The organism is Brevundimonas goettingensis (assembly GCF_017487405.1).
Classification (GTDB): Bacteria; Pseudomonadota; Alphaproteobacteria; order Caulobacterales; family Caulobacteraceae; genus Brevundimonas; species Brevundimonas goettingensis.
On record NZ_CP062222.1, the window covers coordinates 3,055,366 to 3,068,117 of the forward strand.

The following is a 12,752-nucleotide window of genomic DNA, read 5'->3' on the forward strand; positions in this document are numbered from 1 at the left end:
GCTTGTTTTTGTCCGTCAGCCGAAGGCGCGTCCTTTGGATATCTACCTGCCGATCGCCGAGGTTTCGGTGAACTGGCCGATCCTGGTTCTGCTGGGAACGGCGGTCGGATTCGTGTCCGGCCTGTTCGGCGTGGGCGGCGGCTTCCTGATGGCGCCGATCCTGATCTTCCTCGGCATCCCCCCGACCGTGGCGGTCGCCAGCCAGGCCAGCCACGTCGTCGCCTCCTCGACCTCGGGCGTGATCCGCTACTCGGGCCAGAAGGCGGTCGATTTCAAGCTGGGCGGGATCATGGCGGCGGGCGGGGCCATCGGGGCCCTCGCGGGGGTCGAGCTGTTCCGCTACCTGCGCCTGTTGGGTCAGGCCGATCTGGTGGTGGCCCTGTCCTATCTGCTGTTCCTGGGCGCCATCGGCACCCTGATGCTGAACGAGAGCCTGACCGAGATCATCCGTCGGCGGCGCGGCGAGACGCCTCCGCACAAGGACCGCCGCCGCCCCCTGTTCCTCTATGGCCTGCCGTTCCGGATGCGGTTCCCGAAATCGGGCCTCTATATCTCGGCCGTTCCGCCTCTGGCCCTGGGGATCTTCGCCGGCATCCTGTCGGCCATCATGGGCGTCGGCGGCGGCTTCATCCTGGTGCCGGCCATGCTCTATGTCCTGCGCATGCGGGCCGGGGCCGTGGTCGGGACCAGCCTGTTCCAGATCATCATCACCACTGCCGTCACGACGATCCTTCAGGCCGGGCGCAACCAGACGGTCGACATCGTCCTGTCGACCATCCTGCTGCTGGGCGGGGTCGTGGGGGCCCAGCTGGGCGCGCGGTTCGCCAGCCGGTTCCGCGCCGAGGAGCTGAGGGCTTTGCTGGGGCTGATCGTCCTCGGCGTCGGCGTCTATATGGGGCTGGAGCTGTTCGTGAAGCCGCACGACATCTTCCTGCTGGCCCCGGGGATCGCGGACCGATGATCAGCGCCCCCCCGCCTCCGATCCTGCCTCCTCCTCCGCCCGCGATCTCCGCACCCCTGGTCCCCGAGGGGGCGGCGCCGGCGCCCGTCGTCCTGCCGTCGGAGCAGTCGGTCGCCACCGACGGCGAACTCCGCGTCGCCGCCGCCCTGACCGACGCCCGGATCCGGGTCGATTCCAGCTTCCGGGGTGCCTCGATCGTCCTCTACGGCGCGGTGTTCAACCCTTCGACCAGCCCCACCGACGTGGTCGTGGTGGTGCGCGGCCCCGACGCGCCTGTCCGTCTGGTGAAGAAGACTCGCAACATGGGCGTCTGGCTGAACAGCCGGCCCGTGCTGTTCGAGGGGGCGCCCGGCTTTTACATGACCGCCTCGACCCGGCCGCTCAGCGACATCGCCGACTTCGGCCAGTTGCGGCGGCTGGGCGTCGGGGTCGACCACCTGCGGATCGGTGCGCCGGACGAGCAGCGCACCGTGACCCGCTACGGCGTGCGTGACGTGGTCGTGTCGCGCCTCGGCGACGACTACCTCGACTGGCGGCGCGCGGTGATCCGGCTGAAGGAGGCCGCCGCCCTCTATGACACCGATCCCGAAGGGGTGAAGTTCGTCGACAAGGGGCTGTTCCGCGCCGAGATCGACCTGCCCGCCGTGGCCCCCACCGGCCAGTATTACGCCGAGGTCTGGCTGTTCCGGGACGGGGAGCCGCAGTCGGTGTCCAACCTGACCCTGACCGTCGAGAAGGTCGGGTTCGAGCGCGACGTCTATGAGTTCGCCCATCGCCGTCCGTGGCTGTACGGCATCCTCTCGGTCCTGCTGGCGGCCGCGACGGGCTATGGCGCCTCAAGGCTGTTCCGGCGGAACTAGCGTCAAGGCTTCAGAGCTGAAACAGAGGGACCCTCGTTTGGCCGCCATCGCCCTGCAGTGACGCTTGGCGGCCGTTCGCCTGGTCGCGCCGATGCTCTTCATTGGCCTGGTGGCGGAGTGGCGACGCGGCGGGCCTGCAAGCCCGAGGACCCTCCGTTCGACTCGGAGGCCAGGCCTCCATCGGAAATCAGGGCGCCTTGGCCAGCCTGACCAGCTTGCCGTCGGTCTCGTCGGTGATGGCCCAGAGGGCGCCGTCCGGTCCAACCGCCACGTCGCGGACGCGCTCGCCCAAATCGGTCAGCAGACGCTCCTCGCCGACGACGCGGTCGTTCTGCAGCACCAGCCGGGCGATGTGCTTCTCCTTCAGGCCCGCGACCAGCAGATTGCCGCGCCAGCCGGGGAACATGGCGCCCTCATAGAAGGTCGCGCCGCCCGGGGCGATGACCGGGTCCCAGTAGTAGACGGGCTGCTCCAGACCCTCGCGGGCGGTGACGCCGCCGTTGATCGGACCGCCGGCATATTCGGTCCCGTAAGCGACGACCGGCCAGCCGTAGTTGACCCCGGCGCGGTCGTGATTGACCTCGTCGCCGCCGCGAGTGCCGTGTTCGATGGTCCAGACCTGCCCCTCCGGAGTGATGGCCACGCCCTGGACGTTGCGGTGGCCGAGGCTCCAGATCTCTGGCCGGGCCCCGGCGGTGTTCACGAACGGATTGTCGGCCGGGACCGAGCCGTCGGCGTTGATGCGGATGACCTTGCCCATGTGCGAACCCAGATCCTGGGCCTGGGGCCGCATCGGGGCGTCGGAGCGTTCGCCCAGGGTCAGGAACAGCTTGCCGTCGGGCGCGAAGGCCAGGGCGCCGCCGAAATGCTTGTTGCCCTCATAGGTCGGCATCGCGCGGAAGATGACCTGAACACTCTCCACCTTCGATCCGTCGTCGGACAGGCGGCCTCGCGCGACCGAGGTGGCGTTGCCGCCGTCACGCGGCTCGGCATAGGCCCAGTAGATCAGCCGGTCGGTCGCGAAGGTCGGGCCGACGGCGACGTCCAGCAGGCCGCCCTGCCCCACGGCGGCGACGGCGGGCAGGCCGGCGATCGGCTCGCCCTTCTGGCCCTCGGCGGTGATGATGCGCAGCCGGCCCGGCCGTTCGGTCACCAGCCAGCGGCCGTCAGGCAGAAGGGCCAGCCCCCAGGGATGCTCCAGGCCGGCGGCGACGACGGTCGAGGCCAGTTTCACATCGCTGACGACGCCCGGGGCACGGGTCTGGCCGGCGAAGGCGGGGGTCTGGCCCTGACCGTTGGCGGGTCGGGTCTCGACCTGGGCGCCCGCAGCCCCGCTCGCCGTCGCATCGTTCTCGCCCCGCGCCCCGCAGGCCGCGGCGAGAACCATCAGGGAGGCGCTGGAGGCGAGGACGAGGGTGCGCATCGGGGTGAACCTTTCAGGCGGAGGAATCAGAACGGACGGCGAGAAAACGGGGGCCTGACTCAACCGTTCCAGCCGGGGCCGACCCTGTCGCTGCGACCGATCGTCCTCACCAGACCACAGGCTTTTTGCGAAGCGACTTGAACCGCCGCCCCGCCGTCTATATAGGCACGCCTCTTCCCGCGCGCGGCCGTCAGGCTCCGCCGGGCGACCGATAGCGTGGCTGGGTAGCTCAGCTGGTTAGAGCGGTGGATTCATAACCCACAGGTCGGCGGTTCGAGCCCGCCTCCAGCCACCATCGGTTCCTGCGACGAAGAGCGCCGCGCAACCCGCGTTCGTCGCCCGCGTTTCTCCAGCCAAGGTTCACCTCAGCCGGAGATTTTCCATGTCCGTTCGCATCCCCACCGCCCTGATCGCAGTCGCCGCCCTGGCTCTGGGCGCCGCCGCCTGCACCCAGAACGAAACCGCCGAGGCCAAACAGGACGCCGCCGTCGCGGGCGACAAGGCCGAGGTCGCCGCCGCCCAGGCGGGGGACCGGGCCGGAGAGGTCGCCGCCCAGGCGGGCGAGATCGCCGAGAGCGGCGCCATGAAGGCCGCACAGGCCGTCGAGAAGGGCGCGGGCAAGGTCGCCGACCATCTGGAAGCCAACCAGGCCGAGGCCGCCGCCGAGGGCAAGCCCGGCGCCGTCAATCCGAACACCGACCAGCGCGTGCCGGCGCCGGCGGAGCATTAAGACACGGCTCTTCGGCCGCTCCGGGCGACCGGAGCGGTTGGGAGGCGAGCGGGGCCGCCGGGCGACGCCCGGGAGTGTTGAGAGAGATACCGTTTCGACGCCGCCTTCCGGCCCCGCGCGAGGATTTTCGAGCAGCTTGCGTCAGGTGGCGATCTTTACGCCTTACCGCAGCGCCACCCACGGGCGGGGCCTGCTTGCGACAGGCTCCCCGGACCGGGCTCAGTATCCCCCTGGCCCCTACCTCCAGCGAACTGGACTCCCGCTTCTCCGCATTCCGCCGCCAGACGGTCGCAAGGCCTCTGCGCCTCCCCCGCGACGGAACGGGAGGATTATAGGCGGGGTCGTGGGTAGGGCGGGTTCGGGACGGTGGGATTTCGTCAATCTAATGGAATCCCGAGGATTACTTCGGCGAATTGTATGTGCTTCGGGGATTTGGGCGCCGGTATCCCATCACCGCCTCGCGGTCCCCCTTGGTGGGGGAGGATCAGGCGTTCAACCCTCCGCCAGAACCGCGTCGATCAGGGCGCGGGCTTCGGGGCTGTTCCAGTCGGCCTCTCCGGCGAAGGTGGCGCGGATGCGGCCCTGACGGTCCAGCAGGATGGTCTGGGGCATCTTGCCCTTGCCCGGGAATTCGAACGGCAGCTGGAATTTCGGATCGCTGTAGAGCGGCAGGGGTTCGTGGACGCCGATGAAGCTTTTCGCGTCCGCGACCTTGTCGGGCTCGACGTCGACATTGATGGGCAGGACGACGAGGTCCTTGCCTTCGTACGTCCTGGCGGCGGCGGCCAGGGTCGGCATCTCGGTGCGGCAGGGCACGCACCACATGGCCCAGAGGTTGACCAGCACCACCTTGCCCCGGAAGGCGTTGAAGCGAACATCGGCGCCGTCGGCGGTCTTGAACACATAGTCGGGCGCGACCGGGGTGGCGGCGGGCGTCTCCAGCGTGGCCAGCGGACCGGTCGCGAACCGGGCCAGCGCGCTTTTCGGCGCCTCGGCGGGCTCAGAACCTTTGGCGACGGCGTCAGGCTTGGCGTATAGGAACGCGCCGCCGCCGATCGCACCGATCAGCAGCACCCCCGCAATGATCCCGATCGCCGTCTTCGAGCCGCTCATGACCGACGTTTCCACCCCCGAAGAAAAGACCAAAGCGGATCAAAAGCCCGCAGGTCAAGACATGTGGGGCGGCCGCTTCTCCTCGAAGCCCGCCGACATCATGCAGGCGATCAACGTTTCCATCGGCGTGGACCAGCGTCTGTGGTCCCAGGATCTGGCCGGATCGCGCGCCCATTGCCGCATGCTGATCAAACAGGGGATCATCGGCGCCGCCGACGGCGAAGCCATTCTGGGCGGGCTGGAGACCATCGAGGGCGAGATCAGGGGCGGCTCCTTCCCCTTCCGCGACAGCTTCGAGGACATCCACATGAATGTGGAGGCGCGCCTGTCGGAACTGATCGGCGAACCCTCGGGCCGGCTGCACACGGCGCGCAGCCGCAACGACCAGGTCGCCACCGACTTCCGCCTGTGGGTCCGCGACGCCTGCGACCGCACCGGCCATCAGCTGGTCGCCCTGCAGAAGGCCCTGCTGGGCCGGGCCGAACAGCATGCGGGCGACCTGATGCCCGGCTTCACCCATCTGCAGACCGCCCAGCCGGTGACCCTGGGCCATCATCTGATGGCCTATGTCGAGATGTTCGGCCGCGACGCCTCCCGCTTCGCCGATGCACGTAAACGGATGAACGAGAATCCGCTGGGCGCCGCCGCCCTGGCCGGTTCGCCCTTCCCCATCGACCGCCATGCGACGGCCGCCGACCTCGGCTTCGACCGGCCCATGGCGAACTCGCTGGACGCCGTCTCGGACCGCGACTTCGCCCTGGAGAGCCTGGCCGCCGCCTCGATCACTGCGGGCCACCTGTCGCGTCTGGCCGAGGAGATCGTGGTGTGGATGACGCCGATGTTCGGCTTCGCCTCCCTGCCTGACGACCTGACCACCGGCTCCTCGATCATGCCGCAGAAGCGCAATCCGGACGCCGCTGAACTGGTTCGCGCCAAGACGGGCCGGATCCTGGGATCGTTCGTCGCCCTGTCGACGGTGATGAAGGGTCTTCCGCTGGCCTATTCCAAGGACATGCAGGAGGACAAGCCGCCGGTGTTCGAGGCGTTCGACGCCCTCGATCTGGCCCTGACCGCCATGACGGCCATGGTCGCGGCCCTTATTCCGAACACGGAACGTATGGCGGCGGCGGCCGGCGCGGGCTTCTCGACCGCCACCGATCTGGCCGACTGGCTGGTGCGCGAACTGAACCTGCCGTTCCGCAAGGCGCACCATGTGACCGGGGCGGCGGTCAAGATGGCCGAGGGCAAGGGCGTGGGTCTGGCGCAACTGTCGCTGTCCGAATTGCAGTCGCTTGAACCCGGCGTCACCGAAGCCATTTACAAGGTGCTCTCTCCCGAGGCCTCCTGCGCCAGCCGCCAGAGTTTCGGAGGAACCGCCCCGGAACAGGTCCGCGCGCGCATCGCCGATTGGAAGTCGCGTCTCAAATGAAAAAGCTTATCGTTCTCAGCGCTCTCGCCCTGATGGCCGCCTCGGCCGCCGCCTGTGGCCGGATGGCCGATCTGGAAGCGCCGAAGCCCCGCGAGACCGAGCGCGCGCCGCGCGACGCCTGGGCCCCCCATCTGCCCGATCCCGCCACGGTCAACCGGCCGTCCAGCCAGGTGCCGATCGACGGCGGCCCTTCCAATCCCCTCGGCGCCCCTGCCGCGGGACGCGACCCCCAGTAGAGACCTCTTGCATCATTTCGACCTGAAAGACGGCGCCCTCCAGGCCGAGGGCGTGTCTCTGGAAGCCCTGGCCGAGGCGGTCGGGACGCCCGCCTATGTCTATTCCACTGCCACCCTGACGCGGCACTACGGCGTGCTGCGCGAGGCGGCGGACGCCCATCGTGAAGCCTGGGGCGACGCCCTGATCGCCTATGCGGTCAAGGCCAACTCCAATCTGTCGGTGCTGGCGACCCTGGCGCGGCTGGGCTGCGGCGCGGACACCGTCTCCGAGGGCGAGATCCGTCGCGCGCTCGCGGCGGGCGTGCCCGCGGGCAAGATCATCTTCTCCGGCGTCGGCAAGACCGACGGCGAACTGGCCTTCGCCATCCAGCAGGGCGTGCGCCAGATCAATGTCGAGAGCCCGGCCGAGCTGGACCGGCTGATTCCCATCGCGGAGCGGCTGGGCAAGGTCCCGGAGATCGCCATCCGGGTGAACCCCAAGATCGGCGCCGGCGGCCACGCCAAGATCACCACCGGCGGCGAGGGCGACAAGTTCGGCATCCCGGCGGACGAGGCCATGGCCCTCTATGTCCGCGCCGCCGCCAGTCCGCATGTGACGCCCGTGGGCCTGGCCTGCCATATCGGCAGCCAGATCACCGACCTGACCCCGCTGGAAGCCGCCTTCCGGCTGCTGCGGTCGATGACCGAAGAGCTGCGGGCCAAGGGCCAGACCGTGACCCGGCTCGACCTCGGCGGCGGCCTGGGCGTTCCTTACGTCGGCGGCGCGCCGACCGCCTCTCCCGCCGACTATGTGGCCATGGCGGCGCGGGTGCTGGACGGTCTCGGCGTCGAGGCGGCGTTCGAGCCGGGGCGGCTGCTGGCCGCCAATGCCGGGGTGCTGCTGAGCCGGGTGATCCAGATCACCGAACGCGCCGACGGGCGGCGGTTCCTGGTTCTGGACGCGGCCATGAACGACCTTATCCGCCCGGCCATGTATGACAGCTTCCACGAGATCAAGGCGGTGCGGCCGCGTGAAGCCGGCGGCCACAATGCGCCGACCGCCTATGACGTGGTCGGCCCTATCTGCGAGACCGGCGACACCTTCGCCCGGGGTCGCGACCTGCCGCCGTTGCAGGCGGGCGATCTGGTCGTCTTCACCGGCGCGGGCGCCTATGGGGCGGTGATGTCGAGCGAGTACAACACCCGACCCCTGGTCCCCGAGGTGCTGGTCGACGGCGACCGCTGGGCCGTCATCCGCCCGCGCCCGACCTATGAGGAAATGCTGGCCCGCGAACCGATGGCGGACTGGCTTTAGCCGCCTAATCCAGCGCGCAGATGTCAGGGAGGCCGCGCAGGGCGCCGGCGTTGTCGAGGCCGTAGCCGACAAGGAAGCGGTTCGGGGCCTGCCAGCCGAAGAAGTCGGGCTCGGGCGCGCGCGGCAGGGGGAAGGGCTTGCGGGCGAAGACGCAGGTCAGGACCTCGGTCGCCCCCTTCTCCTTCGCGATCCGCACCGCCTCGGCCAGGGACAGGCCGGTGTCGAAGACGTCGTCGAGGATCAGGACCTTGCGGCCCTCCAGCGAGCGCTGGAAGGGGGCGTGGACATCGATCCGGCCCCGGCTCGACTTCTCGTCGCCGTAGGAGGCCAGCCACAGGGCGTCGAAGCGGACGTGACGGCCGACACGCGACAGGGCCCGGGTCAGGTCGGCGGCGAACCACAGCCCCCCGGTCAGAAGGACGGCGGCGACAGTGTCGTCGTCGATCACCGGCGCGATGCGCTCGGCGAGCTGGGCCACGATCCGGGCGATCTCGGCCTCGGACAGCAGGACTTCGGGTGTGGAAGACGTCGGGGAGGAGGAGTCAGCCATGATGCGAAGCGGATACCGCCTCGCCATGCCCGCTGTCGATAGGGTGAGCGTCGACGGGCGCCAGGGCCGGGGCCCGGATCTCATGGTCGATGGCCGGGCGCAGACCGCTCTCGGCCGCCTGGCCCATCAATGGGCCGGAGGTGTGGCCTGTCGGCGCGGGCGCGGTCGCATGGTCAGCCCCGGCGTCGGCGCCGTGTTCGGCCTGAGGCGGAGCGTGGTCGTCGCCGTGGGCGGGTTCGCCATGCGGGTCTTCGGCGGCGTGCCCGTTCTCGGCCCTGGCCTTCGCCTTGGGCGTGGCGACGAAGTCGGCGCCGATGCCCGAGATCTTCGCGCCCGGATCGGGGATGACAGCGGCGAAGCCCTGGACCCCGCCCGGAAGGACCGGGGCGGCGTCGATGGTGATGATGTGGAACCCGATCTCTGCGCCGTGGGCGTCCAGCAGGGCGATGCGGACGGGCGGGCTGACGATCTCATGGTCGCGGATGTTTCGCACCGAGCCCGAGACGATCACCTTGCCGGGATCCCAGGGCGCGACCTTGATGGCCATGGCCTCGAAATTCAGGCCCGTGGCGTTCACCGGCGAGCCGACGGCGGCATAGGCGGCGGCGGCGCGCGGATAGAGGTCGACGACCTCGACACGGAACAGCCAGGCGGCGCCGAGAATGCCGACGAAAACGCTGGCCAGGCCGGCCCAGACGGCGCCGTGGGTGGCGGCGCGGCGGACGCGGCGCTGTTCCTCGGCCCGGGCGCGGAAGGCCTTGGGCAGTTCGGGGGCGGGGGTCTCGGCGAGGCTTTCGGGACCGTCGTCGCGCTTGCCGAAGCCGCCGCCCTTGCCGTCCGCGGAGGCGCCCACCATGCCGTTGGCGACCATCTCGACCAGGGCGGCCTCGGGCGGGGCCGTCAGTTCGAGCGGTTCGTCGGCGAGAGACGCATGCCAGACGTGGGCGCAGGTCTTGCAGCGGACCTTGCGGCCAGTGGGGCCTATCGCCTCGTCGGGCGTGAAATAGCTGGTGGCGCAGGACGGACAGGTCAGTATCATGCGGTCTGACTGCGGGGCGTGATCCGCCCCCTCCTGTCGAGGCGCGCGCGCCCCGGTCCCAAAGAAAATCGATGCCTGCTCCGTCCCGCCGCGCCGCCGCTGCCGAATCCGCGCCCGAAACCGTCCGCCTGACCGGCGTGGGTTTCGGCTATGCCGATTCGCCCGACGTGCTTCGGGACGTTAACCTCATATTGCCGCGCGGCTCTTTCCACTTCCTTACCGGGCCGTCCGGGGCGGGGAAGTCGTCGCTGCTGCGGCTGCTGACCCTGGCCGAGCGGCCGACCTCGGGCCGGATCGCCCTTTTCGGACAGGACGTCACCGATCTGGGCCGGGCGGCGGCCCCGCCCCTGCGGCGGCGGATGGGGGTGGTGTTCCAGGACTTCCGCCTGCTGGACCATCTGGACCTGTTCGAGAACGCGGCCCTGCCGCTGCGGCTGGCCGGGAAGAAGCGCGCCGAATACGCCGCCGACGTCGAGGAGATGCTGCGCTGGGTCGGGCTGGGCGGGCGAATGGACGCCCGGCCGCCGTCCCTGTCGGGCGGCGAGAAACAGAGGCTGGCCATCGCCCGGGCGGTGATGAGCCGGCCCGAACTGATCATCGCCGACGAGCCGACCGGCAGCGTCGACAAGGCCATGGCCGACAAGCTGCTGAACCTGTTCCAGTCCCTGAACAAACTCGGCGCCACCGTCCTGATCGCCAGCCACGACGAGGCCCTGGCCGAACAGTCCGGCGCGCGGCGGCTGCGGCTGGATCGCGGACGGCTGACGGGGAGCGCGGGATGAAGTCGCCCTTCTCCGGGAAATCCACGGGCCTGCTGCCGCGCGACGCCGCGGGCGAGACCTGGCTGGCGGCGGTGATCGCCGTCCTGTGCTTCATCGCCTGCCTGGCCTGCGTCGGCGCGGTCGCGGCCGACCGCGCCGCCCACGGATGGGCGCGCCAGCTGCGGGCCGAGGCGACGGTGCAGGTGCGGCCGCGCGTCGGCGAAACCGGCCTAGCCGCCGCCGGACGGGCCGCCGAGACCCTGTCCAGCGTGCCCGGCGTGTCCGAGGCCGCCGTCATGGACCGCAAGGAAGCCGAGGACCTGCTGCGGCCCTGGCTGGGCGAGGCCGTCCTGCCCGACCTGCCCCTGCCCTTCCTGGTGACCGTGCGACTGGATCCGAAGGCGCCCGCCAGCACCGTGGTGCTGAGCCGCGCCCTGGCCGAGGCCGGGCTGGACGCCAGCGTCGACGACCATTCCCTGTGGCGCGGCGAGGTCGAGCGCTCCGCGGCCCTGATCACCGCCCTGAGCCTGGCCGGCTTCCTGCTGATCGCCTGCGCGGCGGCGGCGGCCATCGTCTATGCGACGCGAGCGGGGTTGGCGGCCCAGCGCGGGGTCATCGAGACCCTGAGCCTGTCGGGCGCGACCGAGGGCTATATCGCCGGCCTGTTCCAGACCCGGTTCGGCCTGCTGGCCGCCGGAGCGGGCGCCGCGGGCGCGGTCGCGGCGGCCCTGCTGTTGGGGGCGCTGAGGACGCTCGGCGGGGCCGGAGGCCTGACGGCCGCCCTGCCCCTGGCGTGGAGCGACATCCTGCTGCTCTCGCCATGTCCGCTGCTGGCGGGTACGGTGGCGCTTGTCGCGGCCAGAATCGCGGCCCAGGCCACCTTGGGGGACAGGGGACCCTGGCGCGGGCCGCGCCGAATCCGGGGACGCTTGGCGGACGCCGTTCACGACGATAGGAGGTTCAGATGAGGTTTCTGACGCTTATCGCCACCATCGCCCTGCTGTGGCTGGTCGGGTTGTTCGTGTTCGCCGACCGGGTGCGCGGATTGACCCCGGCGGCCGAGCCCGAGCGCGCCGACGCCATCGTCGCCCTGACCGGCCCCTCGGCCGAGCGGGTCAATGCGGCCGTCCGCCTGCTGGAGCACGACAAGGGCGACCGGCTTCTGATTTCCGGCGTCAATCCGTCAGTCCGCCGTCAGGAGCTGCGCGCCCTGACGCCCGGCTCGGACAAGCTGTTCAACTGCTGCGTCGACCTGGGCTTCGAGGCTGAGAATACCGTGGGCAACGCCCAGGAGATCGGCGCCTGGGCCAGGTCGCATCAGTACAAGCGGCTGATCGTGGTGACCTCGGACTATCACATGCCGCGCTCCCTGCTGGAGATCCACAGCGTCGCCCCTGAGCTGAAGCTGGTCCCCTATGCGGTGGAAACTCCGTCGCTGGACAATTCCCGATGGTGGAAGGCCGCCGTCACCGCGCGGCGCATGACGCTGGAATATATGAAATACCTCGCCGTCCTGGGCCGCGAGGCGCTACATCGCCTGACCGGCAAACATCCCGAGCGGAACCCGATCGCCCCCGATCCGTCCGCGACTTCTGAAGCGTCTCCGGAGACGGCTGGTTGATTACCCTGCGTTCGCTGCTGTTCACCCTGTGGCTCTATCTGTCGATGCCGCTGTTCGCGGTCGGCCTGTCGCCCGCCCTGCTGATGCCGGTGCCGGTGGCCCTGAAGGTCGTGCGCGCCTGGGCGAAATTCGTGCTGTTCGGCCTGCGCCATATCGCGGGCGTGCGGGTCGAGGTGCGGGGGCTTGAGTATCGACCGAAGGGCGCGGCCCTGGTCGCGTCCAAGCATCAGGGGATGCTGGACGTCGTCGCCCTTCTGGCCATCCTGCCGGAGCCCTGTTTCGTGCTGAAGAAGGAGCTGATGCCGCTTCCCTTCTTCGGCTGGTTCGCCTGGAAGACGAAGATGATCGCCGTAAACCGCGAGGGTCACGCCACGGCCCTGCGCGACATGACGCGTCAGGCCAAGGCCCGACTGGCCGAGGGCCGCCAGATTATCATCTTCCCCGAAGGCACCCGCACCGCGCCGGGCGAGCCCGGCCAGTACAAGCCCGGGGTCGCGGCCATCTATCGCGATCTGGAGGCCAGCTGCGCCCTGGTGGCGACCAACTCGGGCGAGCACTGGCCGGCCCACGGCTTCAAGCGCATCCCGGGCAAGGTGGTGTTCGAATTCCTGCCGCCCGCCCCGGCCGGCCTGAAGCGCGCGGCCTTCATGGCCATGGTGGAAGGCCGGATCGAACCGGCGTCCCAGGCGCTGCTGGAACGGTTGCGCTGAGAACGGGAATGGCGGGCGGCTCTCA

At 70.0% G+C, this 12,752-nt stretch carries 14 protein-coding genes and 2 tRNA genes; 12 read left to right on the forward strand and 4 right to left on the reverse strand.

The window, feature by feature from the left end:
• Nucleotides 1-34 precede the first annotated feature (34 nt).
• The 3 genes from IFJ75_RS14960 to IFJ75_RS14970 all read left to right on the forward strand — a co-directional run bounded on the left by IFJ75_RS14960 (nucleotide 35) and on the right by IFJ75_RS14970 (nucleotide 2,001).
• The gene (locus IFJ75_RS14960; RefSeq protein WP_207869035.1) at nucleotides 35-961 is read left to right on the forward strand and encodes a sulfite exporter TauE/SafE family protein; all 927 of its coding nucleotides are present in this window, start codon (nucleotides 35-37) and stop codon (nucleotides 959-961) included.
• Complete coding sequence (locus IFJ75_RS14965; protein ID WP_207869036.1) at nucleotides 958-1,821, forward strand: TIGR02186 family protein; 864 nt, start codon at nucleotides 958-960, stop codon at nucleotides 1,819-1,821. Before IFJ75_RS14960 ends, IFJ75_RS14965 begins: the two co-directional genes overlap by 4 nt.
• A 103-nt stretch (nucleotides 1,822-1,924) precedes the next feature.
• A tRNA-Ala gene (locus IFJ75_RS14970) sits at nucleotides 1,925-2,001 on the forward strand.
• Between the two features lie 7 nt (nucleotides 2,002-2,008).
• Here IFJ75_RS14970 and IFJ75_RS14975 read toward each other — a convergent pair.
• Nucleotides 2,009-3,244, reverse strand: coding sequence for a PQQ-dependent sugar dehydrogenase (locus tag IFJ75_RS14975; protein WP_207869037.1), 1,236 nt, complete (start codon nucleotides 3,242-3,244; stop codon nucleotides 2,009-2,011).
• A 218-nt stretch (nucleotides 3,245-3,462) separates the two neighbouring features.
• Here IFJ75_RS14975 and IFJ75_RS14980 point away from each other — a divergent pair.
• A tRNA-Met gene (locus IFJ75_RS14980) sits at nucleotides 3,463-3,539 on the forward strand.
• Between the two features lie 87 nt (nucleotides 3,540-3,626).
• Nucleotides 3,627-3,974: a hypothetical protein gene (locus IFJ75_RS14985; protein ID WP_207869039.1), complete on the forward strand. Its 348-nt coding sequence runs from the start codon at nucleotides 3,627-3,629 to the stop codon at nucleotides 3,972-3,974.
• A 492-nt stretch (nucleotides 3,975-4,466) separates the two neighbouring features.
• On the opposite strand, the gene IFJ75_RS14990 is transcribed toward IFJ75_RS14985, so the two are convergent.
• Nucleotides 4,467-5,087, reverse strand: coding sequence for a TlpA family protein disulfide reductase (locus IFJ75_RS14990; protein WP_207869041.1), 621 nt, complete (start codon nucleotides 5,085-5,087; stop codon nucleotides 4,467-4,469).
• Here IFJ75_RS14990 and argH point away from each other — a divergent pair.
• From argH to lysA, 3 genes are read left to right on the forward strand one after another with little or no spacing between them, the layout of a single operon-like run.
• Nucleotides 5,086-6,516, forward strand: a complete 1,431-nt coding sequence (gene argH, locus IFJ75_RS14995; protein WP_207869043.1) for an argininosuccinate lyase — start codon at nucleotides 5,086-5,088, stop codon at nucleotides 6,514-6,516. The two genes, IFJ75_RS14990 and argH, sit on opposite strands and share 2 nt — an antisense overlap.
• A complete protein-coding gene (locus tag IFJ75_RS15000) occupies nucleotides 6,513-6,752 on the forward strand; it encodes a hypothetical protein (RefSeq protein WP_207869045.1) in 240 nt (79 codons plus the stop codon). Before argH ends, IFJ75_RS15000 begins: the two co-directional genes overlap by 4 nt.
• Before the next feature lie 7 nt (nucleotides 6,753-6,759).
• Nucleotides 6,760-8,046 (forward strand): diaminopimelate decarboxylase, encoded by a 1,287-nt coding sequence (gene lysA, locus IFJ75_RS15005; RefSeq protein WP_207869047.1) that lies wholly within the window; start codon nucleotides 6,760-6,762, stop codon nucleotides 8,044-8,046.
• 4 nt (nucleotides 8,047-8,050) lie between these two features.
• Here lysA and IFJ75_RS15010 read toward each other — a convergent pair whose 3' ends face one another.
• Nucleotides 8,051-8,596, reverse strand: a complete 546-nt coding sequence (locus IFJ75_RS15010; RefSeq protein WP_207869049.1) for a phosphoribosyltransferase — start codon at nucleotides 8,594-8,596, stop codon at nucleotides 8,051-8,053.
• Nucleotides 8,589-9,635: an MJ0042-type zinc finger domain-containing protein gene (locus IFJ75_RS15015; RefSeq protein WP_207869051.1), complete on the reverse strand. Its 1,047-nt coding sequence runs from the start codon at nucleotides 9,633-9,635 to the stop codon at nucleotides 8,589-8,591. The genes IFJ75_RS15010 and IFJ75_RS15015 overlap by 8 nt, the downstream gene beginning before the upstream one ends.
• Before the next feature lie 71 nt (nucleotides 9,636-9,706).
• Here IFJ75_RS15015 and IFJ75_RS15020 point away from each other — a divergent pair, with 71 nt between their 5' ends.
• The 4 genes from IFJ75_RS15020 to IFJ75_RS15035 are packed head-to-tail and all read left to right on the forward strand — an operon-like array spanning nucleotide 9,707 to nucleotide 12,727.
• Nucleotides 9,707-10,417, forward strand: coding sequence for a cell division ATP-binding protein FtsE (locus tag IFJ75_RS15020; protein WP_207869054.1), 711 nt, complete (start codon nucleotides 9,707-9,709; stop codon nucleotides 10,415-10,417).
• Nucleotides 10,414-11,364 carry a cell division protein FtsX gene (locus IFJ75_RS15025; RefSeq protein ID WP_225896844.1) on the forward strand — a complete coding sequence of 317 codons (951 nt, stop codon included), beginning with the start codon at nucleotides 10,414-10,416 and terminating at the stop codon, nucleotides 11,362-11,364. The genes IFJ75_RS15020 and IFJ75_RS15025 overlap by 4 nt, the downstream gene beginning before the upstream one ends.
• Nucleotides 11,361-12,017 (forward strand): YdcF family protein, encoded by a 657-nt coding sequence (locus tag IFJ75_RS15030; RefSeq protein ID WP_207869056.1) that lies wholly within the window; start codon nucleotides 11,361-11,363, stop codon nucleotides 12,015-12,017. The genes IFJ75_RS15025 and IFJ75_RS15030 overlap by 4 nt, the downstream gene beginning before the upstream one ends.
• Complete coding sequence (locus IFJ75_RS15035) at nucleotides 12,014-12,727, forward strand: lysophospholipid acyltransferase family protein (protein WP_207869058.1); 714 nt, start codon at nucleotides 12,014-12,016, stop codon at nucleotides 12,725-12,727. The genes IFJ75_RS15030 and IFJ75_RS15035 overlap by 4 nt, the downstream gene beginning before the upstream one ends.
• Nucleotides 12,728-12,752: the final 25 nt, after the last annotated feature.

Bases quoted from the DNA above. Each gene is read 5' to 3' on its own strand.
- IFJ75_RS14965 (WP_207869036.1), top strand. From the start codon at position 958: ATGATCAGCGCCCCCCCGCCTCCGATCCTGCCTCCTCCTCCGCCCGCG.
- IFJ75_RS14975 (WP_207869037.1), bottom strand. From the start codon at position 3,244: ATGCGCACCCTCGTCCTCGCCTCCAGCGCCTCCCTGATGGTTCTCGCC.
- IFJ75_RS14985 (WP_207869039.1), top strand. From the start codon at position 3,627: ATGTCCGTTCGCATCCCCACCGCCCTGATCGCAGTCGCCGCCCTGGCT.
- argH (WP_207869043.1), top strand. From the start codon at position 5,086: ATGACCGACGTTTCCACCCCCGAAGAAAAGACCAAAGCGGATCAAAAG.
- IFJ75_RS14990 (WP_207869041.1), bottom strand. From the start codon at position 5,087: ATGAGCGGCTCGAAGACGGCGATCGGGATCATTGCGGGGGTGCTGCTG.
- IFJ75_RS15000 (WP_207869045.1), top strand. From the start codon at position 6,513: ATGAAAAAGCTTATCGTTCTCAGCGCTCTCGCCCTGATGGCCGCCTCG.
- IFJ75_RS15010 (WP_207869049.1), bottom strand. From the start codon at position 8,596: ATGGCTGACTCCTCCTCCCCGACGTCTTCCACACCCGAAGTCCTGCTG.
- IFJ75_RS15015 (WP_207869051.1), bottom strand. From the start codon at position 9,635: ATGATACTGACCTGTCCGTCCTGCGCCACCAGCTATTTCACGCCCGAC.
- IFJ75_RS15020 (WP_207869054.1), top strand. From the start codon at position 9,707: ATGCCTGCTCCGTCCCGCCGCGCCGCCGCTGCCGAATCCGCGCCCGAA.
- IFJ75_RS15025 (WP_225896844.1), top strand. From the start codon at position 10,414: ATGAAGTCGCCCTTCTCCGGGAAATCCACGGGCCTGCTGCCGCGCGAC.
- IFJ75_RS15030 (WP_207869056.1), top strand. From the start codon at position 11,361: ATGAGGTTTCTGACGCTTATCGCCACCATCGCCCTGCTGTGGCTGGTC.